Annotated in this window: 22 protein-coding genes; 19 read left to right on the top strand and 3 right to left on the bottom strand. The window is 62.3% G+C overall.

Annotated features, from left to right (window positions below):
- Window positions 1-110: 110 nt before the first annotated feature.
- Both CO666_RS18935 and CO666_RS18930 read right to left on the bottom strand, forming a co-directional pair.
- Complete coding sequence (locus CO666_RS18935; RefSeq protein WP_097613740.1) at window positions 111-1,028, bottom strand: response regulator transcription factor; 918 nt, start codon at window positions 1,026-1,028, stop codon at window positions 111-113.
- Complete coding sequence (locus CO666_RS18930) at window positions 1,021-4,407, bottom strand: ATP-binding protein (protein ID WP_097613739.1); 3,387 nt, start codon at window positions 4,405-4,407, stop codon at window positions 1,021-1,023. The genes CO666_RS18935 and CO666_RS18930 overlap by 8 nt, the downstream gene beginning before the upstream one ends.
- Window positions 4,408-4,585: 178 nt before the next feature.
- Here CO666_RS18930 and CO666_RS18925 point away from each other — a divergent pair, with 178 nt between their 5' ends.
- From CO666_RS18925 to ureG, 19 genes are all read left to right on the top strand, one after another.
- Entirely contained in the window at window positions 4,586-6,490 is a 1,905-nt protein-coding gene (locus CO666_RS18925; RefSeq protein WP_097613738.1) for an acid phosphatase, read from the top strand.
- 189 nt (window positions 6,491-6,679) lie between these two features.
- Window positions 6,680-7,972 (top strand): urea ABC transporter substrate-binding protein, encoded by a 1,293-nt coding sequence (urtA, locus tag CO666_RS18920; protein WP_097613737.1) that lies wholly within the window; start codon window positions 6,680-6,682, stop codon window positions 7,970-7,972.
- A 114-nt stretch (window positions 7,973-8,086) separates the two neighbouring features.
- Window positions 8,087-9,724 carry an urea ABC transporter permease subunit UrtB gene (gene urtB, locus CO666_RS18915; RefSeq protein WP_097613736.1) on the top strand — a complete coding sequence of 546 codons (1,638 nt, stop codon included), beginning with the start codon at window positions 8,087-8,089 and terminating at the stop codon, window positions 9,722-9,724.
- Entirely contained in the window at window positions 9,721-10,884 is a 1,164-nt protein-coding gene (gene urtC / locus CO666_RS18910) for an urea ABC transporter permease subunit UrtC (protein WP_097613735.1), read from the top strand. Before urtB ends, urtC begins: the two co-directional genes overlap by 4 nt.
- 4 nt (window positions 10,885-10,888) lie before the next feature.
- Window positions 10,889-11,644, top strand: coding sequence for an urea ABC transporter ATP-binding protein UrtD (gene urtD / locus CO666_RS18905; protein WP_179869717.1), 756 nt, complete (start codon window positions 10,889-10,891; stop codon window positions 11,642-11,644).
- A gap of 76 nt (window positions 11,645-11,720) precedes the next feature.
- On the top strand, window positions 11,721-12,239 hold the full coding sequence (locus tag CO666_RS18900; protein ID WP_097613734.1) for a hypothetical protein: 519 nt from the start codon (window positions 11,721-11,723) through the stop codon (window positions 12,237-12,239).
- Window positions 12,240-12,257: 18 nt separating this feature from the next.
- On the top strand, window positions 12,258-12,953 hold the full coding sequence (gene urtE, locus CO666_RS18895; RefSeq protein WP_003581844.1) for an urea ABC transporter ATP-binding subunit UrtE: 696 nt from the start codon (window positions 12,258-12,260) through the stop codon (window positions 12,951-12,953).
- A gap of 149 nt (window positions 12,954-13,102) precedes the next feature.
- Window positions 13,103-13,924, top strand: coding sequence for an urease accessory protein UreD (locus tag CO666_RS18890; RefSeq protein WP_097613733.1), 822 nt, complete (start codon window positions 13,103-13,105; stop codon window positions 13,922-13,924).
- A gap of 28 nt (window positions 13,925-13,952) precedes the next feature.
- A complete protein-coding gene (locus tag CO666_RS18885; RefSeq protein ID WP_003561955.1) occupies window positions 13,953-14,255 on the top strand; it encodes an urease subunit gamma in 303 nt (100 codons plus the stop codon).
- 9 nt (window positions 14,256-14,264) lie between these two features.
- The gene (locus tag CO666_RS18880) at window positions 14,265-14,516 is read left to right on the top strand and encodes a DUF1272 domain-containing protein (RefSeq protein WP_097613732.1); all 252 of its coding nucleotides are present in this window, start codon (window positions 14,265-14,267) and stop codon (window positions 14,514-14,516) included.
- Between the two features lie 10 nt (window positions 14,517-14,526).
- Window positions 14,527-14,832 carry an urease subunit beta gene (locus CO666_RS18875; protein ID WP_097613731.1) on the top strand — a complete coding sequence of 102 codons (306 nt, stop codon included), beginning with the start codon at window positions 14,527-14,529 and terminating at the stop codon, window positions 14,830-14,832.
- Window positions 14,833-14,855: 23 nt separating this feature from the next.
- On the top strand, window positions 14,856-15,263 hold the full coding sequence (locus CO666_RS18870) for a lysozyme inhibitor LprI family protein (protein WP_097613730.1): 408 nt from the start codon (window positions 14,856-14,858) through the stop codon (window positions 15,261-15,263).
- Between the two features lie 16 nt (window positions 15,264-15,279).
- Window positions 15,280-15,903: a Urease operon accessory protein gene (locus CO666_RS18865; RefSeq protein ID WP_097613829.1), complete on the top strand. Its 624-nt coding sequence runs from the start codon at window positions 15,280-15,282 to the stop codon at window positions 15,901-15,903.
- A 3-nt stretch (window positions 15,904-15,906) separates the two neighbouring features.
- Window positions 15,907-17,619 carry an urease subunit alpha gene (ureC, locus tag CO666_RS18860; RefSeq protein WP_097613729.1) on the top strand — a complete coding sequence of 571 codons (1,713 nt, stop codon included), beginning with the start codon at window positions 15,907-15,909 and terminating at the stop codon, window positions 17,617-17,619.
- 30 nt (window positions 17,620-17,649) lie between these two features.
- Window positions 17,650-18,321: a TIGR02117 family protein gene (locus tag CO666_RS18855; RefSeq protein ID WP_097613728.1), complete on the top strand. Its 672-nt coding sequence runs from the start codon at window positions 17,650-17,652 to the stop codon at window positions 18,319-18,321.
- Between the two features lie 329 nt (window positions 18,322-18,650).
- Entirely contained in the window at window positions 18,651-19,514 is an 864-nt protein-coding gene (locus CO666_RS18850; protein WP_097613727.1) for a GGDEF domain-containing protein, read from the top strand.
- 84 nt (window positions 19,515-19,598) lie between these two features.
- A complete protein-coding gene (locus CO666_RS18845) occupies window positions 19,599-20,183 on the top strand; it encodes an urease accessory protein UreE (RefSeq protein WP_097613726.1) in 585 nt (194 codons plus the stop codon).
- Window positions 20,184-20,189: 6 nt separating this feature from the next.
- Window positions 20,190-20,861, top strand: a complete 672-nt coding sequence (locus CO666_RS18840; RefSeq protein ID WP_097613725.1) for an urease accessory protein UreF — start codon at window positions 20,190-20,192, stop codon at window positions 20,859-20,861.
- Window positions 20,862-20,950: 89 nt separating this feature from the next.
- Window positions 20,951-21,562, top strand: a complete 612-nt coding sequence (gene ureG, locus CO666_RS18835) for an urease accessory protein UreG (protein ID WP_008534592.1) — start codon at window positions 20,951-20,953, stop codon at window positions 21,560-21,562.
- Here the strand turns inward: ureG and CO666_RS18830 are convergent.
- A complete protein-coding gene (locus CO666_RS18830; RefSeq protein WP_097613724.1) occupies window positions 21,559-21,759 on the bottom strand; it encodes a hypothetical protein in 201 nt (66 codons plus the stop codon). The genes ureG and CO666_RS18830 overlap by 4 nt on opposite strands.
- Between the last annotated feature and the right edge of the window lie 6 nt (window positions 21,760-21,765).

The raw sequence follows: 21,765 nt of genomic DNA, 5'->3' as shown, positions 1-21,765 counted from the left end.
AACTGAATTTCGTCCGTCGCCGTGCCGCCTATCTGCCGCCGGCGATTTCCGTTAATTGCCGGCCATCAAAGATCATCGGCAATCGCGGCGGCGATGCCGCCCAATATCCGTCACATCTCGTGCAGCACATGTGTCGCCTTCACGGCGGCCGATGCCCGGTTTTCGACGCCGAGCTTCACATAGATCTGTTCGAGGTGTTTGTTCACGGTGCGCGCCGACAATCCCAATATTTCGCCGATGTCGCGGTTGGCCTTGCCCTTGGCGATCCAGAGCAGCACTTCGGATTCACGCTGAGTCAGCGAAAAGCGCTGGCGCAGCATCTCGTCGTCGCTGCGCTGATTGGCGGCGGTGAGGCGGAAGAGATATTCGTCGGGGCCAATCGCGCCGAGGAAGGCGAGTTGCAGCGCCGCCTGGCCGGCATGGGCGATCGAGATGATGCCGTCGCGCACCGCAGCGACGCGGTTGCGCATCCAATGGGCGATATGGCGAACGACGATTTCCATCCCGTCGTCGCTGCCCATGGCGGCATTGACCAGCCGCGTCGCCTGCGGCGTCGACCAATGGATAGCGCCATCGCCCTTGACGGCCAGCAGATGGCGGCCGGCGGCGTCGAGCGCGACGCGGGCGCTTTGGGCCGAGCGAGCGTTGCGCAGGTGGACCCGGATGCGGGCGCGCAATTCGTCGATGTTGATCGGTTTGCTGAGGTAATCGACACCGCCGGATTCCAGCGCGTGCACGACGTGCTCGGTCTCGGTCAGGCCGGTCATGAAGATGACGGGCACCTGGGCGACAGCGGCATTCGCTTTCAGCCTACGGCAGGTCTCGAAGCCATCCATGGCGGGCATGACGGCGTCAAGCAGGATGAGATCGGGTGTGATGCGCTCGACGATGCCAAGTGCTGCCGTGCCCGATGTGGCGATCAGCACGGAGAAGCCGGATTGTTCGAGCGCGTCGGTCAGGAAACCGAGCGCTTCGGGCGAGTCGTCGACGAGCAGAACGATGTCGCGGGGCAGGGCCGGCTCAGCCAATGGATTCCACCTTTTCGTCGAAGTCGTGCAGGAAGGTCATGAAGCCGGCGAGATCGAAAGCGGCGACATAGGCGCGGAGTTTCTCGGTGAATGGCTGATTTGCCTCCACCTTGGCAAGGTCTGAAAGCTTGGCTTCGATGCCTCTGATATAGCCGATTTCGCCGAGCCGCAGCAATTCCTGCACATGGGCGGCACCGGGGCTCCGCATCGGCGCTTCGGTCCTGACGGCAACGGCGGGCGCGGCGTCGGCATAGATCCACTTGAGGCCAAGGTGCAAAGCGAGTTTGTCGCGCAGCTGGCGGATGTCTACCGGTTTGCCGATCGCATCATTGTGGCTGTCGTCACTGTCGCCGAGAACCGCTGCATCACCGATATTGGCCGAAAGCATCAGCACCGGCGCCGCCTGACCGGCCTCGCGCAGACGCGAGACGAGTTGCCAGCCGTTCATGCCGGGCATCAGGATATCGACAAGGAAGAGGTCCGGTATAATTCCCTCGATCAGCGTCAAGCATTCGGCGCCGCCTGCCGCCGTCAGCACGATGAAATCGAGCGGGGTCAGGATTTCACGCATCATCTCGCGATGGTCTTCGTTGTCGTCGACGACAACGATCGTGCGGCGCGGGCCGTCGTAACCGGCGACGCGTTTCTCCTGCGGTGCGGCGGCCATGGCGCGCATGACGGCGGACAGCATAAGACGGACACGGAATGTCGAACCTTCGTCCTTGATGCTCGAAACCGAAATCTCGCCGCCGAGCGTATTGGTCAGAAGCCGGGTGATGGTAAGGCCGAGGCCAAGGCCGGGCATCGGCCGCACGTTTTCGGCCTCGCCACGCTGGAAGGGTTCATAGATGCGGCTCAGGTCCCTCTCGGCGATGCCGCGGCCGGTATCGGTGACAGTGAAGGTCGCCACCTGGCTGCGATAGCCGACATCGAAGGTGACGCCGCCTTCGTCGGTGAATTTGATGGCATTGGAGAGCAGGTTGACGAGGATCTGACGCAGCCGCTTTTCGTCGGTGCGGACGAATTGCGGCAGGGCGGCTGCGCGCTGATGGATGAAGGCGAGCCCCTTGGCCTGCGCCTGCGGGCGGAACATGTCGACGATCTGGTCGAGGAAGTCCTGGATATTGATCTCGTTGGAATAGACCTGCAGGCGGCCGGCCTCGATCTTGGAAATATCCAAGAGGCCGTCGATCAGCCCGGAGAGATGTTCGGCGCTGCGGCGGATGACCTTGATCGAGGATTGGCGCTGCGCCGGAATGGTCTCGTCGCGCTCGAGGATCTGGGCATAACCGAGCACGGCGTTGAGCGGCGTGCGCAATTCGTGGCTGAGGCCGACGACGTAGCGGCTCTTGGCGCGGTTGGCGGCCTCGGCCGTCTCCTTGGCGTTCTGCAGGGCGGTGTCGGTCTTCTTGTGAGCGGCGATCTCCTTCAGCAGCAGGGTGTTCTGGCGCGAGGATTCCTCTTCGGCGACGACGCGGCTGTCATGGGCGAGCACGTAGAACCAGCAGACGACGCCTGAGATCACCGAGAAGACGAAGAAGACGATGAGGATGGTGCGGTTGACAACCTCGGCCGTCTCGGGTGAGGCGGCGGCGACCTGATGGGCGATCATCGCCAGGATTGCGCCGATGGCGGTCAGTGCCAGCACGACGGCAATGCCGTAGCGGCCGAGGCGCGTCGTCAGCTTGCCGAGAACGGTCTCCGGCAGCAATGCCTTGGCGACGGTGCCGACCTGGGCGTTGAAACGGGCGGCCGGCTTGCACATGTCGTGGCAGCGGCTATCGAGCGAGCAGCAGAGCGAGCAGATCGGTGCGGCATAGGCTGGGCACCAAGCCATGTCTTCCGGCTCGAATGGGTGCTCGCAGACCGAGCATGTGATGTTCGTCAGGGTCTTCCAGCTCTGGCGCGGCTTGCGGGCGAGATAGAACCTGCCTTTCGTCGCCCAGGCGAGCACGGGTGAGGCGATCAGTGCGATGACGAGGGTGATATAGGGAGCAAGCGAGGCGGCGATTTCGCCGAAGGCGCCGAAATGAGCGATCAGCGACACCGTCGCCGACAGCGTCATGGCGCCGAGGCCGACCGGATTGACGTCGTAGAGATGGGCGCGCTTGAACTCGATGCCAGGGGGCGCCAGCCCCAGCGGCTTGTTGATGAAGAGATCGGCGGAAATCGTGCAGAGCCAGGCCATGGCGACGATTGAGAAGATGCCGAGCGTTTCCTCCAGCAGTCGGTAGATGCCGAGTTCCATCAGGAGCAGGGCGATTGCAACGTTGAAGACCAGCCAGATGACGCGGCCGGGGTGGCTGTGGGTCAGCCGCGAGAAGAAGTTCGACCAGGCGAGCGAGCCGGCATAGGCATTCATCACGTTGATCTTCAGCTGCGAGACGACGACGAAGGCGGCCATCAACAGCAGCGCCGCATTGTGCCAGGGGACCATGTAGCCGAAAGCGGTCAGATACATTTGCGCCGGGTCGGCGGCGCGGTCGAGCGGCACGCCCGAGGCGAAGGTCAGCACGACGAGGAAGGAGCCGGCAAGCAGTTTCGGCGCGCCGATAATGACCCAGCCGGGTCCGGCGAGAAAGACGGCCAGGCGATGGCGCCATTTGCGCCGCGGCTCTGGCGGCAGGAAGCGCAGGAAGTCGGCCTGTTCGCCGATTTGCGACATCAGCGCCAGGATGACGGCGGAAGCAGCGCCGAACTCGACCAGATCGAAATCGGCGACGGTGCCGGGCGGACCCGAAGCATGGTGGATGCCGGCAAAGGCGCGCCAGAGATCGAACTTTTCCCAGTCCAGAAAGGCGATGAAGATGAAGGGCAGGATATTCAGCACGATCCAGAAAGGCTGGGTCATCAGCTGGAATTTGCTGATCAGTCGCACGCCGTGCGTCACCAGCGGGATGACCATGACGGCGCTGAGGATATAGCCGATCCAGAGCGGGATGCCGAGGGTGAGCTCCAGCGCGCCGGACATGATCGAGGCCTCGATCGCAAACAGCATGAAGGTGAAGCTCGCATAGATCAGCGAGGTGATGGTCGAACCGATATAGCCGAAGCCGGCGCCGCGAGTGAGAAGGTCGATGTCGACGCCGTGGCGGATGGCGTAGCGGCTGATCGGCAGGCCGATCGCCAGCATGGCGATCGAGGCGACGATAATGGCATAAAAGGCGTTGGTGGTGCCGTAGGAGAGAGTGATCGCGCCGCCGATCGCTTCGAGCGCCAGGAACGATATTGCGCCGATCGCCGTCTGCGAGATGCGCTGCGAAGAGAAATGGCGGGCGCTCTTTGCGGTGAAGCGCAGCGCGTAATCTTCGAGCGTCTGGTTGGCGACCCAGCGATTATATTCGCGTCTTACCGGAATGATGCGTTGGCGCGCTGCCATGTCTTCCTTTCGGCATTCCGGTTGGGCTCATCGTCTTCCAGCCAGTTTTGGCGGGATGGCTGGGAAAGGCAAGAGGCGGACACCGGCCGGTTTACAGAATGGCAATATTTTTGCAATTGATCTGTCACACAAGCGCTCTAACTGTCCCGCGTTCGTTCAACGATTTCGGGTAATCATCATGTCTGCTTTAAGCCTTTGCCGCCTGAGCACCGCCCTCGTCTGCCTTCTGTCCATCGTGCCATCGTTTGCCAGCGCCGAGCAGGCCACGGCGGCAAAAGCGCCTTATGCGGAAGCCGGAAACACCAACAAGCGCGGTGACGCCTGCTTCTCGACGGTGGATACCAACGCTGCCGTTCACCTTCTCTCCGGTTTCCTCGAAATCTGGACCCCGCGCACGCCTTTCGTCGATGCGGGTGTCGAAGCCCCGGCCAAGGACAATTGCCCGGCGGTCGCCAAGACGGATTGGGATGGCATTCCGGCCAGCAAAACCGACGGCCAGATCGTCAATCAGGCGGTGCATGACGCCAACATCGCTTATGTCGTCAAGGCGACACGGGCGCGGACGGCCGATCAGGCAGTGGCTGCCTATCTCGACGACCGGCGCGGCAAGAATGCCAGCATCGTCGACGGCCTCGGCCCGCTGACGGCTGCCTGGAAGGCCGGCTCCAAGCAGACCACCACGATCACCGAGGTGGCGGCCGACGCGACGACCGTCAAATATGACGACAAGGGCAACAATCGCGGCGCCGGCAGCAAACCGGATACGGAAAACAAGACCGATGCCAACCCCGACATGGGCCTTGCAATCGACTTCATCAACGCCGCAAGCGGTGACGGCTCGACCGAGCCCGCCAAGCGCTATTTCAAATATGGCCGTCCCTATCGCTGGAGCCAGGACGTGTCGGTCGTTCCGACGCTGGAGCCTGCCAAGAGCGGCAAGCCGGTCGAGGACGGCGGGTTCCCGAGCGGTCATACGGCGGAGGCCTGGCGCGATGCGCTCGCCATGGCTTACCTCGTGCCGCAGCGCTTTCAGGAAATGATCGCGCGCGCCAGCGAATTGGGTGAGGATCGCATCCTCGCCGGCATGCATTCCCCTCTCGACGTGATGGGCGGCCGCATGCTCGGCACCGCGACGGTGGTTTATAATCTGAACAAGGCCGACAACGCGGCGCTGAAGAGCGATGCCCGCGCCCAGGCGCAGTCTTGGCTTATCGCCAAGTCGGGCGTTGCGGATGCGGGTGCACTCGAAGTCGCCGCCCATGCGGCGCCGCTTTCGGCAGACCGTTTCGCCGATCATGACGCCAATCGTGCATATGTGCTGCAGCGCCTGAGCTACGGCCTGCCGACGATCCATGCGACCGACCAGCCGGCGCGCGTGCCGCAGGGGGCCGAAGCGCTTCTCGAAACCCGTCTGCCCTATCTCGACGGCGAGCAGCGCCGCGAGGTGTTGAAGACGACGGAGATCGCGTCGGGCTATCCGCTCATCGACGACGCGGAAGGTTACGGCCGCCTCAACCTGTTTGCCGCCGCCGATGGCTATGGCGCCTTCGAGCAGGATGTCACCGTGACGATGGATGCCGCAAAGGGCGGCTTCGATGCGATCGACAACTGGCGCAACGACATCGGCGGCAAGGGCAGGCTGGTGAAGCGTGGCAGCGGCATTCTCGGCCTTTCCGGCGCCAACAGCTATGCCGGCGGCACCGTGTTGGAAGAGGGTGCGCTGGTTGCCGGGTCGTCGTCGGCCTTCGGCACCGGCGGGCTGACGATCAATGGTGGTTCGCTCTTTGTGGCGGCCGACAAGCCTCTGACCGTGGGCGGCGATTATCAGCAGTCCGCCAATACCGTGGCGAAGCTGGCACTCGGTGCGAACGGCGCAGGCACGCTTGTTATCGAAGGCAAGGCGGCGCTGGCCGGTGATCTCGACGTCACGCTTGCCGATGACTCTGCCCCGGCGCCCGGGACGAAGATCGAGATCCTGAGGGCAAGCGCCATTTCCGGCGCCTTCGGCAAGGTGACCGTTTCCGGCCACAAGGCCAGCCTCTCCTATGGGCCGACTGCCGTGACCCTGACGATCGACGGCTAATCCCGTCTCCGAACCAAGAGGGCATCCCCGGCTGCGGGGATACCCTTGCTTTTCAGCCGGTCCGTTTGCCCCCTGCGCCTACGTCATTTTGCGTATGTGTTTTTGCGCTGCAGCGCCCGATAGTCCCCCTCGGCAACAGTTGAATTCCGTTTCCGGCCTGTTGCGGAACAAGAAGAGGGGCTCAAACAGATGAATTTCAGATCCACGATCACCGGTGCTGCGCTCGGTGCCGTTATGGCGGCATCGGCCGCGTTCCACGGCGCGCTGGCCGCCGACGACACGATCAAGGTCGGCGTATTGCATTCGCTTTCAGGCACGATGGCGATTTCCGAAACAACGCTGAAAGACGCCATGCTGATGCTCATCGACGAGCAGAACAAGAAGGGCGGTCTCCTCGGCAAGAAGCTTGAGGCCGTCGTCGTCGATCCGGCTTCCGACTGGCCGCTGTTTGCCGAAAAGGCACGCGAGCTGATCGAAAAGGACAAAGTCGCCGCCGTCTTCGGCTGCTGGACCTCGTCTTCGCGCAAATCCGTCCTGCCTGTTTTCGAAGAGCTGAATTCGCTGCTCTTCTATCCCGTGCAGTATGAAGGCGAAGAATCCTCGCGCAACATCTTCTACACCGGCGCGGCTCCGAACCAGCAGGCAATTCCGGCCGTCGATTACCTGATGGAGAAAGAAGGCGTCAAGCGCTTCGTGCTCGAAGGCACCGACTACGTCTACCCCCGCACGACCAACAAGATTCTCGAGGCATACCTGATTTCGAAGGGTATTCCGAAAGAAGACATCATGACCAACTACACGCCGTTCGGCTTCTCCGACTGGCAGACCGAAGTTTCCAAGATCAAGGAATTCGGTTCGGCCGGCAAGAAGACCGCCGTCGTCTCGACGATCAACGGCGACGCCAACGTTCCGTTCTACAAGGAACTGGGCAATAAGGGCATCAAGGCAACCGATATCCCCGTCGTCGCCTTCTCGGTCGGCGAAGAAGAGCTTGCCGGTCTCGACACCAAGCCGCTCGTCGGCCATCTCGCTGCCTGGAACTACTTCGAATCCGTGGAAAGCCCCGCCAACAAGAAGTTCATCAAGGACTGGCACGCATTCACCAAGAACGACAAGCGCGTGACCAACGACCCGATGGAAGCGGCCTATATCGGCTTCAACGCATGGGTTAAGGCCGTCCAGGCTGCCGGCACGACCGATACCGACAAGGTTCTCGACTCCATCATCGGCGTCACCGTTCCGAACCTCTCCGGCGGCTATGCCACCGTCATGCCGAACCACCATATCACCAAGCCGGTGCTGATCGGTGAAATCCAGGCTGATGGCCAGTTCGAAATCGTCCAGCAGACGCCTGCCGTCGTCGGCGACGAATGGTCCGATTACCTTCCGGACTCCAAGGATCTGATCTCCGATTGGCGCAAGCCGATGTCCTGCGGCAACTTCAACGTTGCAACCGGCAAGTGCGGCGGCAAGGGTTCCTGATAGACCTGTCGAACGATCGATGCCACGTGGCTTCCGTCCGGGTCTGCCCCCGGGCGGAAGCTCCGTCCCAGCGATTGCGCCGCAACGCCAACGATATCAAGGGCGAGAAAGCCGATGTATCGCGCCATAAAGATTTTCCTCATCACGCTTTGCCTAATGTTTTCGGGCCTAATGTTTTCGGGCCTGACATTTTCCGGTGAAGTTCGGGCCGAGGGTGATATCCATGTCCTCATCGACGCACTCGGCGTCGGCGACTTCTCGGACCGCGAAGCGGCGATCAAGGCGCTGGTCGCCTCCAAGGACCCGCATGTCAGCCAGATCCTGCAGCAGTTGAGCGACGGCCTTCTCTACGTCAACTCCGATGGCGGCCCGGTTCTCCTGCAGGGCGGGACCGACGACGAGCCGACCTATTCCGATCCGATCACCGGCGAAGCCGCTGACGATGTCGATCCGGATATGATGACCAAGGTCAAGATCAACAACGCCCTTCGCGGCGTCATCGGTGCCGCAAACAGCCAGCTGACGCTGATGAGCCCTGATCGTTCCGCGCGGCTTGCCGCGGCACAGGGACTGCTGAAGGATGCCGATCCCGCCAATCTCGAGCTGCTGAATTCGGCGCTTGCGGCCGAGAAGGATGCGGAGATCAAGAATACGATGGAAGCGGCGCGCGCTGTGCTGCTCTTGAAGACCGATGCGAGCGTCGAGGACAAGAAGGCTGCAATCGATACGATCGCGGCGCGCGGCAATCGCGATGCGCTGACCATTCTCACGACGACGCTCGAAACCGCGCCCGATGATTTGAAGCCGGCGATCCAGTCGAACATCAACTCCATCAATCGCGACCTGGCGCTGTGGGACGTCGCCCAAAACGTTTGGTATGGCCTGTCCCTCGGTTCGGTGCTGCTGCTGGCGGCGATCGGCCTTGCGATCACCTTCGGCGTCATGGGCGTCATCAATATGGCCCATGGCGAAATGGTGATGATCGGCGCCTACACGACCTATGTCGTGCAGGAATATGTGGTTGCCGCCTTTCCGGAACTCGGCGATTATTCCCTGGCCTTCGCGGTGCCCGCCGCTTTCGTCTTTACCGGCTTCGTCGGTCTGGTCATCGAGCGCGCCGTCATCCGCTATCTCTATGGCCGGCCGCTCGAAACGCTGCTCGCCACGTGGGGCGTGTCGCTGATCCTGCAGCAGGCGGTGCGCAGCATTTTCGGCCCGACCAATCGCGAGGTCCGCAATCCGAGCTGGATGTCCGGCGCCTTCGACCTCGGCGGGCTCGCCATCACCTGGAACCGGCTCTGGATCATCCTCTTCTCGATGGTCGTTTTCCTGGCGCTGCTCGTGCTTTTGAAACGCTCCGCCTTCGGCCTGCAGATGCGCGCCGTCACCCAGAACCGGCGCATGGCCTCCTCGATGGGCATCCGCACCGGCTGGGTCGATGCCTTCACTTTCGCGCTCGGGTCGGGCATTGCCGGCATTGCCGGCGTGGCGCTCAGCCAGATCGACAACGTCTCGCCGAACCTCGGCCAGTCCTACATCATCGACAGTTTCATGGTCGTCGTCTTCGGCGGCGTCGGCAATCTCTGGGGCACGCTGGTCGGGGCGCTGTCGCTCGGTGTCGTCAACAAATTCCTCGAGCCCTTCGCCGGTGCCGTGCTCGGTAAGATCCTGGTGCTCGTCCTGATCATTCTCTTCATCCAGAAGCGTCCGCGCGGGCTCTTCGCACTCAAAGGAAGGGCGGTGGAAGCATGATAACGGCCTTCCTTCTCCGGTCTCTCGATCGCAAGACCGTCATTGCCATCGCCCTCTTGCTTCTGGTCGCAGTTCTCGTTCCCGTCCTGAACCTGATGACGGGGCCGGCCAACCCGCTGCATATCCCGACCTATGTCATGGCGCTGTTCGGCAAGTATCTGACCTATGCGCTGCTGGCGCTGGCGCTTGATCTCGTCTGGGGTTTCTGCGGCATCCTCTCGCTCGGCCACGGTGCCTTCTTCGCGCTCGGGGGCTATGCGATGGGCATGTATCTGATGCGCCAGATCGGCACCCGCGGCAGCTACGGCGACCCAATCCTGCCCGACTTCATGGTGTTCCTGAACTGGAAGGATCTGCCCTGGTTCTGGCACGGCTTCAACCATTTCTGGTTTGCGGCGCTGATGGTTCTCGTCGTGCCCGGCCTGCTTGCCTTCGTCTTCGGCTGGTTCGCTTTCCGCTCACGCGTCAACGGTGTCTATCTCTCGATCATCACCCAGGCGATGACCTATGCGCTGCTGCTCGCCTTCTTCCGCAACGATATGGGTTTTGGCGGCAACAACGGCCTGACCGATTTCAAGGACATTATCGGCTTCAACGTCCAGGCCGACGGCACGCGTGCAGCCCTCTTTGCGGCAACCGCGATCTTCCTGGCGCTGTCGCTGCTGCTTGCCTCGGCGATCGTTCGTTCGAAGTTCGGCAAGGTGCTGGTCGGGGTGCGTGATGCCGAAAGCCGCACGCGCTTCCTCGGCTACCGCGTCGAGCATTTCAAACTCTTCACCTTCGTCGTCTCGGCGATGATGGCAGGCATTGCCGGCGCGCTCTATGTGCCGCAGGTCGGCATCATCAACCCCGGCGAATTCGCGCCGGCCAACTCGATCGAAGTCGTCATCTGGACGGCGGTCGGGGGGCGGGCGACGCTGATCGGGCCGATCATCGGCGCAATCCTCGTCAACGGCGGCAAGACGATCTTCACCGGTCTCTTCCCGGAGTTCTGGCTGTTTGCGCTCGGCGGCCTCTTCGTCGCCGTCACGCTGTTCCTGCCGAAGGGCGTCGTCGGCACCGTGGCGCAATATCTCGGCAAACGGAAAGCCGTCTCCGCTGCGGTCCCGCCGGCGGTGCAGGAAGACGGTATCGAACCGAAAATCCAGGCAGCGGAGTGACACAGTGATTCCCGACGTCAAACCCACCAGCGTGCTTTATCTCAGCGGCGTCTCGGTTTCCTTCGACGGCTTCAAAGCGTTGAATTCGCTGTCGATCGTCATCGAACCCGGCGAGCTTCGCGCCATCATCGGCCCGAACGGCGCCGGCAAGACGACGATGATGGATATCATCACCGGCAAAACCAGGCCCGATGAAGGCGAGGTGTTCTTCAACGGCACGATCGATCTCACCAGGAAGGACGAGGCCGATATCGCCCAGCTCGGCATCGGCCGCAAATTCCAGAAGCCGACGGTGTTTGAAAGTCACACGGTCTGGGACAATCTGGAGCTGGCGCTGAACCGGCGCCGTGGCGTGTTCTCGACGCTGTTCTATCGGCTTTCGGGCGAGGACAAGGCACGTATCGAGGAAATCCTCGATACGGTGCGGCTGACGCACCGCCGCGAGGAATTCGCCGCCAACCTTTCGCATGGACAGAAGCAGTGGCTGGAGATCGGCATGCTGCTTGCGCAGGAGCCGAAGCTGCTGCTCGTCGACGAGCCGGTGGCCGGTATGACGGATGCGGAGACGGCGGAAACGGCGATCTTGCTGAAGGATATCGCCAAGACCCGGTCGGTCGTCGTCGTCGAGCACGATATGGGCTTTATCCGCGACCTCGGCGTCAAGGTCACGTGCCTTGCGGAAGGCTCGGTGCTGGCGGAAGGATCGATCGATTTCGTCAGCTCCGATCCAAAGGTGATTGAGAACTATCTGGGGCGGTGAAGAATGCAACTTCCAGGCTTGAACCTGACAGAAGAAGACGCTCTAAAACGAGCGGGTTTCATTCTGGGGTTTCATCATGGCTTTTCTCGGTATTTTTGTCGCGGCGCTCAGCGGCGCGGTCATCTGGTATTGGCGTTTTAAAATGATGCGTGAGGCGGGAAACGAGATCATCGATTCCGTCGAGCGCATGCGGGGCGCTTATAGGCGTGGAAAGCGCCGCAAGCAGGCGGAGGCGGCGCCGCTCGCCTCGATCGCCGATCCGGCGATTGCGGCGGTGGCTTTCTTCTTCTGTCTTGCCAAGGAGAAGCCGATGTATCTCGACGCGGCGAAGGATGTCATCCGCAACCGCATGAAGGGCATCATCCGGCCGGGCGATATGGACGAGGTGCTGGTTTTCGGCGAATGGGCGTCCAAGAACGTCAACAGTCCCGAAGACCCGATCCGCCGGTTCCGGGATCTCTGGTTAAAGGCGCTCGATATGCAGGAGCGCCGGCAACTGATCGATATTGCCGAGGACGTGGCCGCGGCCGGCGGCGAAAGAACGAAAGAACAGGAGCACGCCCTGCAGACGCTGAGGCGCACGCTGATGAATTGATGGGGAACGGGTGAACGGATGCTGACAGTCGAAAACGCAAATCTGCATTATGGCGCCGCCCAGGCGCTGCGCGGCATCTCCATCAAGGCGGAGATGGGCAAGATCACCTGCGTGCTGGGGCGCAACGGCGTCGGAAAGAGTTCGCTGCTGCGCGCCGTGACCGGCCAGCATCCGCTGTCGGCCGGTACCGTCACCTTCAACGACACCAGGCTCAACGGCCTGCCGCCCTTTGCCCGCGCCAAGCAGGGCATCGGCTATGTGCCGCAAGGGCGTGAAATCTTTCCGCTGCTGACCGTCAAGGAAAATCTCGAAACCGGCTTTGCCCCGCTTGGCCGCCGCGACCGGAATATTCCCGACGACATCTTCAGTCTCTTCCCGGTGCTGAAGTCGATGCTGTCGCGACGCGGCGGCGATCTTTCCGGCGGGCAGCAGCAGCAACTGGCGATCGGGCGGGCGATGGTGACACGCCCCAGGATTCTCGTGCTCGATGAACCGACCGAAGGCATTCAGCCGTCGATCATCAAGGATATCGGCCGGGCGATCCGCTATCTCCGCGATTCCACCGGCATGGCGATCCTGCTCGTCGAGCAATATCTCGATTTCTGCCGGGAGCTTGCCGACTACGTCTACATCATGGATCGTGGCGAGATCGTGCATGAAGGCCTTGCCGAAACACTGGATACGCCGGAAGCCCGCCGGCATCTGACTGTCTGAATGGCAGATGCCGCTTTTTGCGGCAGGGGATGCGGCAATTCGCAAATCTCCTGCGTCCTCTGGGGCCTCCCTGGACGGCATAGGAATTGCTTGCTTTCCGTGATCCGCGCGCTTGAGTGAAAGCCGGGGGCGCGAACAAAAGGGACGTTATGACGACAGCGGCGGCAGGCACGAGACCGCAAAGAGCGGAAGGACGCGGGCATCTGGCAGCGAAGCTGTTCGATGGCCGCACGCGCATCCGCGAGCTTTATCAGGAGGGCGCGGCGAAGATCCGCCTGCCCGATACCTTCGATGCCTCGATGGAAGCCGTCATCATCAATACCGCTGGCGGGCTGACCGGCGGCGACCGGATGGATTGGAGCGTCGTTGCCGGCGCCGGCACGAAGATCGACGTCACCACCCAGGCCTGCGAGAAGATCTACAAGGCATCGGCTGGCACAGCCGAGGTGGCGACCCGCATCGAAGTTGGAGCGGGAGCGCGCGTCGACTGGCTGCCGCAGGAGACCATCCTCTTCGACCGGGCTTCACTTTTCCGCCGGCTCGATGTCGATCTCGACGAGAGCGCCGAATTCCTGGCCGTCGAGGCGGTGCTGCTCGGCCGCAAGGCGATGGGCGAGGCGGTGGAGACAGGGCTCTTTCGCGACCGCTGGCGTATCCGCCGTTCGGGCCGGCTGATCCATGCCGAGGAGCTCAGACTTTCCGAGGGTATCGCGGCACTGGCCGCGCGTCAGGCCGTGCTCGGCGGGCAGGTGGCCTTTGCGACGCTGCTCTATGCCGGGCCGCTGGCGGAAGCCTATCTCGGCAAAGCGCGGCCGCTCGTCGAAGGGGCGATGGGCGGCGCCAGCGCCTGGAACGACAAGCTCGTCGTGCGTCTTGCAGCAGCCGACGGCTTCTCGCTCAGAAAAATCCTGATCCCGGTCATTTCCACCTTGCGCAACGGTGCGCCTGTGCCGAAAGTCTGGAATCTATGAATTTAAGCACCAAGCAGATGGACGAGCAATGAACCTCACTCCGAGAGAAAAAGACAAGCTGCTGATATCGATGGCGGCGATGGTGGCGCGACGGCGGCTGGAGCGCGGCGTCAAGCTGAACTATCCCGAAGCGATCGCGCTGATCAGCGATTTCGTCGTCGAAGGCGCCCGTGACGGTCGTCCGGTCGCCGAGTTGATGGAGGCCGGCGCCCATGTGATCGGCCGCGACCAGGTGATGGAGGGCATTGCCGAGATGATCCACGACGTGCAGGTGGAGGCGACCTTCCCCGATGGCACCAAACTCGTCACCGTGCATGAACCGATCCGGTGAGGACGTAGAATGTTGGAACTCAGGCCTAATTGCGAATGCTGCGATAGGGATTTGCCGCCGGAGAGCATCGAGGCGCGGATCTGCACCTATGAATGCACCTTCTGCGCCGATTGTGCGGACGGCGTATTGAAAGGCGCCTGCCCGAATTGCGGCGGCAATCTCGTTGCCAGACCCATCCGGCCGGCTGATAGGCTCGCCAAAAATCCGGCGTCGACAAAACGTGTGCTGAAGGCCGAGGGCTGCGCGCCCAAGGCGGCTTAAGGAGAACGAGATGATTCCGGGCGAAATCATTGCCGCAAACGGCGACATCGAACTGAATGCCGGCGCACCGACGGTGACGCTGGAGGTTTCCAACACCGGCGACCGGCCGGTGCAGGTCGGCAGCCACTATCACTTCGCCGAAACCAATGCCGGGCTTTCCTTCGATCGCGCGGCGGCGCATGGCAAGCGGCTCGATATTCCGGCAGGAACGGCGGTGCGTTTCGAGCCGGGGCAGACGCGCTCGGTGACGTTGATCCCGCTTTCCGGCAAGCGCGAGGTCTACGGCTTCCGTCAGCTGGTCATGGGCAAGCTCTAAAAGGCAATCGACGGGAGGAAGGCATGCGCTTGAATATCTGCCTTGCCGGGGCGGCGATGCTGTTTGCGGCCCACGGCGCCTCTGCCCAGGATGTCGATTGCAAGAATCCCCAGACGCAATCGGACATGACCTCCTGTGAGCAGGAACGCCATGCGGCAGCCGACAAAGCCTTGAACGAGCAATACAAGAAGACGCGCGCCGCCATGGTGGCGATCGACAAGGATATCGACGGCGACATGAAGGGCGCGGAGAAGGCGCTGGTCAAGGCGCAGCGCGCCTGGATCGATTATCGCGACGCCGAATGCGACGCCTTCGGCTTCCAGGCGCGCGGCGGTACGATGGAGCCGATGCTGGTGGCCGGATGCCTGGCCGAAGAGACGGACAAGCGCACCAAAGAGCTGAAAGAGCTCGAAGACACGATGAGCAACTGAGGTGGCGAGCAGGATCATGATCGTCGGCAATGGTGAGGTCGGAGAAGGAATGGGAGGCGTCATTGACGCCGCCGATTTCGTCATCCGCTTCAACGATTGCCGTTCCTATGGCGCCGGCGGCAGCCGCACGGATGCCGTTGCGGTCTGCAATACCGGCCGGCCGGCGAAGGCGATGCTCGGCTCGTCTGAATGGCGTTCACATCCCGGTGTTGTTGCGGCGCGCGAAATCTGGAGCGTGCGCGACCCGGAAAAATTCGCCGCGATGCGCGCGCCGCTTGCCGTCTCGCATCCCGATCTCGACGATTTCTGCGACGACTATACGGAGGCATTCGACGCCTTCTGCGCCGAGACCGGCAAGACACATGTCGTCATCGACAAATCGGTTCACGAGGCCGTCGACGCCTCGCTTTCGGCCTTTGCGCCGTCGCCTTATGTCGTGCCGAGCAGTGGCATGATCGTCATCGCCGAGGTGTTGAACAAATTTGCCGAGGCCGAGGTGATGCTGGCGGGCTTCGGCCATACCGGCTGGGAATGGCACCCGTTTGCCGCCGAACGTCAGCTTGTCGATAGCTATATTGCCGCCGGCCGCCTCGCGCGGTTCGGCGGAAAAACACATTTCTCTTCCTCCCAAGGAGCCTGATGGATGCCCTATAAGATCTCGCGCGCCGCCTATGCCGGCATGTTCGGACCGACCACCGGCGACAAGGTGCGCCTTGCCGATACGGAACTCTTCATCGAGATCGAGAAGGATTTCACCACCTATGGCGAGGAGGTGAAGTTCGGCGGTGGCAAAGTGATCCGCGACGGCATGGGCCAGAGCCAGGTGACACGGGCGGACGGTGCCGTCGATACGGTTATCACCAATGCGGTGATCGTCGATCACTCAGGGATCTACAAGGCCGATATCGGGCTCAAGAACGGGCGCATCGTTGCGATCGGCAAGGCGGGCAATCCCGACATGCAGCCCGGCGTCAATATTATCGTTGGCCCGGGCACGGAGGCGATCGCCGCCGAGGGCAAGATCGTCACATCAGGCGGCATGGACAGCCATATCCATTTCATCGCGCCCCAGCAGATCGAGGAAGCGCTGATGTCGGGCATGACCTGCATGCTCGGCGGCGGCACGGGGCCGGCGCACGGCACGCTTGCCACCACCTGCACGCCGGGCCCCTGGCATCTCGCCCGCATGATCGAAGCGGCCGACGCCTTCCCGATGAACCTTGCCTTCGCCGGCAAGGGCAATGCCTCGCTGCCGGGGGCGCTGACCGAGATGGTGCTGGCCGGCGCCACCTCGCTGAAGCTGCACGAGGACTGGGGCACGACGCCTGGCGCCATCGACTGCTGCCTGTCGGTCGCCGACGAATATGACGTGCAGGTGATGATCCATACCGATACGCTGAACGAAAGCGGCTTCGTCGAGGATACGATCGGCGCCATCAAGGGCCGCACGATCCATGCCTTCCACACGGAAGGGGCGGGCGGCGGGCATGCGCCCGATATCATCAAGATCTGCGGCCAGCCGAACGTCATCCCGTCGTCCACCAATCCGACGCGGCCCTATACGGTCAACACCATCGCCGAGCATCTCGACATGCTGATGGTCTGCCATCACCTGTCGCCGTCGATCCCCGAAGATATCGCCTTTGCCGAAAGCCGCATCCGCAAGGAGACGATCGCGGCGGAAGACATTCTCCACGATATCGGCGCCTTCTCGATCATCTCCTCCGATAGCCAGGCCATGGGCCGCGTCGGCGAAGTGGCAATCCGCACATGGCAGACGGCCGACAAAATGAAGCGCCAGCGCGGCCGATTGAAGGAAGAGAAGGGCGACAACGACAATTTCCGCGTCCGCCGCTATATCGCCAAATACACGATCAATCCGGCGATCGCCCACGGTCTCAGCCATGAGATCGGCTCGGTCGAGATCGGCAAGCGCGCCGACCTCGTGCTCTGGAATCCGGCTTTCTTCGGGGTGAAGCCCGACATGGTGTTGCTCGGCGGCTCGATCGCAGCCGCGCCGATGGGCGATCCGAACGCGTCGATCCCGACCCCGCAGCCGGTGCACTACCGGCCGATGTTTGCCTCCTACGGCCGGAGCCTGACCAATTCCTCCGTCACCTTCGTCAGCCAGGCCTCGCTCGATGCCGGCCTGAAGGGCCGGCTCGGCGTCGCCAAGGAGCTGGTGGCGGTGAAGAATACGCGCGGCGGCATCTCCAAGGCATCGATGATCCACAACGATCTGACACCCGAGATCGAGGTCGATCCGGAGACCTATGAGGTCAGGGCGAACGGCGAATTGCTGACCTGCGAACCGGCGACGGTGCTGCCGATGGCGCAGCGCTATTTCCTGTTTTAGGCGCACTCCGATGGGCGACTGGTGGTTCCGATGAGGACAGGCATCCGCTGGTTGCTGCGGGTCATGGGCCTGCTCTTTGCTCTGGCAGCGGGCGGAACCTTCATTCCCCGGCCGCTGATTGCCCCGGTCGAGGCGTCGTCCGCGGCGGCTATGCACCGGGTGCTCCTGCTGTCGGGGCCGATCCATACCGATATTGCCATTCCGCTCGACGAGGAGACGCGGGCGGCCTTTTCCTTCCTCGCCGGTACCGATTTTCCGCTCGGCCATCCGAATGCGGAATGGCTCATCGTCGGCTGGGGCGGCCGCTCCTTCTATCTGGAAACCCCGAGCTGGGCGGAGCTGAAGCCGCTGCCGGTGCTGCGGGCGCTGACGGTCGACCGTTCGGTGCTGCATGTGGACCTTGCCGGCCATATCACCGAGCCGCAGCCCGCCGTTGCCGCATTCGATCTCAGCGGCGATCAGTTGGCCCGGCTGCGCAAATTCATCTCCGACAGCTTTGTTCGCGAAGCGGGCGTGGTGGTTCCGATCCCGGACGCCGGTTACGGCGAGATCGATCGGTTCTTCGAGGCCAAGGGATATTTCAACGCTCTCCTCGGCTGCAACACCTGGACGGCGGCTGCGCTCCGCTCGGCCGGGCTTCGAACCGGCTTATGGAATCCGCTTCCACAATCATTGCGATTGTCTCTCGGTGTCTACAATTGATGCAGCTGTCGTCGGGTCCGCTGTTGAAGTGAATTGTAAACGGCGCTCTCCATTTGGTTGTAAAAATCAATGAAAGAATCGGTATTTCCCCAAGTAGACCATTCTGGAACAGCCCTACGGCACTGTCCAATAAAGCTGTTTTAAATCAAATTCTTAAGTGTCTCTCTGTGCTGTCCGATTCAGGGATTGGGAGGCTGCATCTCCTGCTAGAGAAAATCTGTCCACCGAATCGTCAGAAACCATTCGAATTTTAACGGTTCGATTAAGACACCCGCAGCAATTGGCCTCTTATCAATGCCTTGCAACGCCGGACAGGAAGGTTGATTCTCATGAAAAACTGGATGTCGCTGCAGGCCGATTTCGGTAATTTTCAATATCGCAGGAACGTCTATCTCTTCGCTTTGAAGATGAGCTTTCTTGCCGTCGTTCTCTCCGGCGTCATCATGTCGCTGACGATACCGCCGCTCGGCTTTTTCGGGCTGCTGCCGGTGACGCTCTCGCATGCGCTCGGCTTCGGCGCCATTTTTTCCTGGCTCGTCGGCGGGACGGTTTCCGGCATGCTGTCGCTGGCGGCTGGTTTTGCCCTGCATGAGCTGACGCTGTCGCGTGCGGAGTTCGAAAAGCTCAGCCGCACGGACACGCTCTCCGGCCTCCTGAACCGGCGTGCCTTTACCGAGGCGCTCGAGAATACCGAGAGCGACGCCTCGCTCGTCATATTCGACGTCGACCGCTTCAAGGCGATCAACGATCGTTTCGGCCATGCCTGCGGCGATGCCGTCATCACGGCTGTCTCGGCCGTTCTGACCTCGGCTTTCGACGAATTGTCCGTTGTCGCGCGCCTCGGCGGCGAGGAATTCGGCGTCATCGTCTCCGGCGAACCGCTGGAGGCGCGGCTGGAGCGGATCCAGGCGGTGCGGGCAAGGATCGCCGGTGGACCGATCGTGGCGGAGGGGCACAATATCGGCATCACCATATCAGGCGGCGTGGCCGATCTCGTCGCCGGGCGCAGCAAGCAGCAGCTCTATGCCTCCGCCGACCGGGCGCTCTACCTCGCCAAGGCGCTCGGACGCAATCGCGTCGTGCATGAGCGGGAGGGGCTGCACCATGCCTGGCACGGGCTTTCCGAAAACAGCCCTGATGCCGAGAGCAGAGGGCAGGGGGGCGACAACGTGATGCAGGCCTACGGAATATAAAAGCCGGCTCCCGAGCAAAAGGCCATTGGTGCTTGCGTCGGGAGAGGCTATTTTGCATGGTCGCCTCAGCAAAACGGACATATCATGCAGCGCGTTACCTCCTATCTTCCAGCCGGAACCCCGTCCTCCCATCCGACCGCCCAGGTCAAGTTGCCGCATGATCTGCGCCATCTGCGCCGTAAGCTGCTGCATCTGGAAAATGGCGAGATGGTCATGCTCGACCTCAAGGACCCTGTGCTTTTCGCCAATGGCGACCTGCTGGTGCGCGACGATGGCGAACTGATCGAGATCCTCGCCGCCGACGAGAAACTCTTCGAAGTCCGCGGCCGCGACCGCACACATCTGGTCGAACTTGCCTGGCATCTCGGCAACCGCCATCTCGCAGCCCAGATCGAGGAAGACCGCATCGTCATCCTGCGTGATCATGTCATTCGCACCATGCTGCAGGGGCTAGGGGCCACCGTCCTCGACATCGACGAGCCCTTCCAGCCGGCACGCGGAGCCTATCATGCCCATGGCGGTCATTCGCACGATCACGGTCATGCGGCTCATGACCACAAACAGGATCACCGCCACGACCATGTGCATGGACCGGGATGCAATCATGACCATGACCACGGGCGGGATCATGATCACGACCACGGGCATCACGGCCACAAGCACGACTGAGGCTCGATGACGGGAAACTCTGAACTGCAGGCATTGTTGCGTCTGACGGCATGGCTCTCGCCGGCCTTCCCGATCGGCAGTTTTGCCTATTCGGGCGGGCTGGAGCGGGCGGTGGCCGATGGGCTCGTCACCGATGCGGCCTCGCTTGCGGCTTGGATCGGCACGCTGTTCGGCCATGGCTCCGCCTGGAACGATGCCGTGCTTCTGGCCGAGAGCCACAGGCGCCAGGCGGAACCCGCGCGCCTTGCCGAAGTCGCCGCACTTGCCGAAGCCCTTGCCGGATCGCGCGAGCGCCATCAGGAAACGATGCTGCTCGGCGAGGCCTTTCTGGCGGCAGCGCGGGCTTGGCCGGACGAGGTTTTCGATAGGCTGCCTGGCAAGGCCGCCTATCCCATCGCGGTCGGAGCGGTTGCGGGCGCGCATGGCATAAGGCCTGAGGAGGTGCTCGCGGTCTTCCTGCACGCCTATGCTTCGCAGGCGGTTTCATCGGGCATCCGCCTCGGCGTCGCCGGTCAGAAGGACGGCGTTGCCGTGCTTGCCGGCCTTGAAGAGCAAATTGCGGAGGTCGCCCGGCGGGCGGCAAGCTCGACGCTCGACGATCTCGGCTCGGCGACGGTACAGGCCGATATCGCTAGCCTGCGCCACGAGACCCAGGCGACGCGGCTTTTCCGGTCTTAAAGAACCAAATTATCCGCGCGACTGCGTCATTTGACGGTGGCGCGCGCCGGCGGCGTGGCTATCATCGGGATATCATTGGAGTACGACACATGAAATCAAGAAACGGACCTCTGCGCGTCGGTATCGGCGGGCCGGTTGGCTCGGGCAAGACGGCGCTGACCGAAAAGCTCTGCAAGGCGATGCGTGACGATTATTCCGTCGCCGTCGTCACCAACGATATCTACACGACCGAGGATGCCGAAGCGCTGGTGCGCATGCAGGCACTGCCTTCCGACCGCATCGTCGGTGTGGAGACGGGCGGTTGCCCGCACACCGCCATTCGCGAAGACGCGACGATCAATCTTCAGGCGATCGCCGGCCTCAATGAGCGCATCCCCGATCTCGACGTCGTCTTCATCGAATCCGGCGGCGACAATCTGGCGGCGACCTTTTCGCCGGATCTTGCCGATATCACCATCTATGTCATCTCCGTCTGCCAGGGCGAGGAAATCCCGCGCAAGGGCGGACCAGGGATCACCCGCTCGGACCTGCTCGTCATCAACAAGAAGGATCTGGCACCGCATGTCGGCGCCGATCTCGAGGTGATGGATCGGGACGCGACGCGTATGCGTGCAAGTCGTCCCTTCGTCTTTTCCGACATGAAGCGCGGCGACGGCGTCAGTTCGATCGTCAGTTTCCTGAGAGAGCAGGGCGGGCTCTAGATTCGTTTGATTTTAGCCTGAATTGAAAACGTCTCCAGGAGGATCAACGCCGGCGGCGGGCGTTCTTCCTTGATCAGCGCGTCAAGATGTGAGGCGCTTCCCGCCCCCAGCGTGGCGGATAGCGTGAGGCAGCCGCGGCAATCGCCGCGGCGCGGACACGCGGCCGGAATGCCGGTCTTGCCGTTCGGTTTGCACATGGTTCT

This window comes from Rhizobium chutanense (genome assembly GCF_002531935.1).
In the GTDB taxonomy this organism is placed as follows: Bacteria; Pseudomonadota; Alphaproteobacteria; order Rhizobiales; family Rhizobiaceae; genus Rhizobium; species Rhizobium chutanense.
The sequence above is the reverse complement of the archived record's forward strand: the minus strand, read 5'-3'. Positions and strand labels throughout refer to the sequence as shown.

Excerpts from the sequence above, each read along its gene's own strand:
- CO666_RS18930 (WP_097613739.1), bottom strand. The coding sequence starts at position 4,407 with ATGGCAGCGCGCCAACGCATCATTCCGGTAAGACGCGAATATAATCGC.
- CO666_RS18925 (WP_097613738.1), top strand. The coding sequence starts at position 4,586 with ATGTCTGCTTTAAGCCTTTGCCGCCTGAGCACCGCCCTCGTCTGCCTT.
- urtA (WP_097613737.1), top strand. The coding sequence starts at position 6,680 with ATGAATTTCAGATCCACGATCACCGGTGCTGCGCTCGGTGCCGTTATG.
- urtB (WP_097613736.1), top strand. The coding sequence starts at position 8,087 with ATGTATCGCGCCATAAAGATTTTCCTCATCACGCTTTGCCTAATGTTT.
- urtC (WP_097613735.1), top strand. The coding sequence starts at position 9,721 with ATGATAACGGCCTTCCTTCTCCGGTCTCTCGATCGCAAGACCGTCATT.
- CO666_RS18900 (WP_097613734.1), top strand. The coding sequence starts at position 11,721 with ATGGCTTTTCTCGGTATTTTTGTCGCGGCGCTCAGCGGCGCGGTCATC.
- urtE (WP_003581844.1), top strand. The coding sequence starts at position 12,258 with ATGCTGACAGTCGAAAACGCAAATCTGCATTATGGCGCCGCCCAGGCG.
- CO666_RS18890 (WP_097613733.1), top strand. The coding sequence starts at position 13,103 with ATGACGACAGCGGCGGCAGGCACGAGACCGCAAAGAGCGGAAGGACGC.
- CO666_RS18885 (WP_003561955.1), top strand. The coding sequence starts at position 13,953 with ATGAACCTCACTCCGAGAGAAAAAGACAAGCTGCTGATATCGATGGCG.
- CO666_RS18880 (WP_097613732.1), top strand. The coding sequence starts at position 14,265 with ATGTTGGAACTCAGGCCTAATTGCGAATGCTGCGATAGGGATTTGCCG.
- CO666_RS18875 (WP_097613731.1), top strand. The coding sequence starts at position 14,527 with ATGATTCCGGGCGAAATCATTGCCGCAAACGGCGACATCGAACTGAAT.
- CO666_RS18870 (WP_097613730.1), top strand. The coding sequence starts at position 14,856 with ATGCGCTTGAATATCTGCCTTGCCGGGGCGGCGATGCTGTTTGCGGCC.
- CO666_RS18865 (WP_097613829.1), top strand. The coding sequence starts at position 15,280 with ATGATCGTCGGCAATGGTGAGGTCGGAGAAGGAATGGGAGGCGTCATT.
- ureC (WP_097613729.1), top strand. The coding sequence starts at position 15,907 with ATGCCCTATAAGATCTCGCGCGCCGCCTATGCCGGCATGTTCGGACCG.
- CO666_RS18855 (WP_097613728.1), top strand. The coding sequence starts at position 17,650 with ATGAGGACAGGCATCCGCTGGTTGCTGCGGGTCATGGGCCTGCTCTTT.
- CO666_RS18850 (WP_097613727.1), top strand. The coding sequence starts at position 18,651 with ATGAAAAACTGGATGTCGCTGCAGGCCGATTTCGGTAATTTTCAATAT.
- CO666_RS18845 (WP_097613726.1), top strand. The coding sequence starts at position 19,599 with ATGCAGCGCGTTACCTCCTATCTTCCAGCCGGAACCCCGTCCTCCCAT.
- CO666_RS18840 (WP_097613725.1), top strand. The coding sequence starts at position 20,190 with ATGACGGGAAACTCTGAACTGCAGGCATTGTTGCGTCTGACGGCATGG.
- ureG (WP_008534592.1), top strand. The coding sequence starts at position 20,951 with ATGAAATCAAGAAACGGACCTCTGCGCGTCGGTATCGGCGGGCCGGTT.
- CO666_RS18830 (WP_097613724.1), bottom strand. The coding sequence starts at position 21,759 with ATGTGCAAACCGAACGGCAAGACCGGCATTCCGGCCGCGTGTCCGCGC.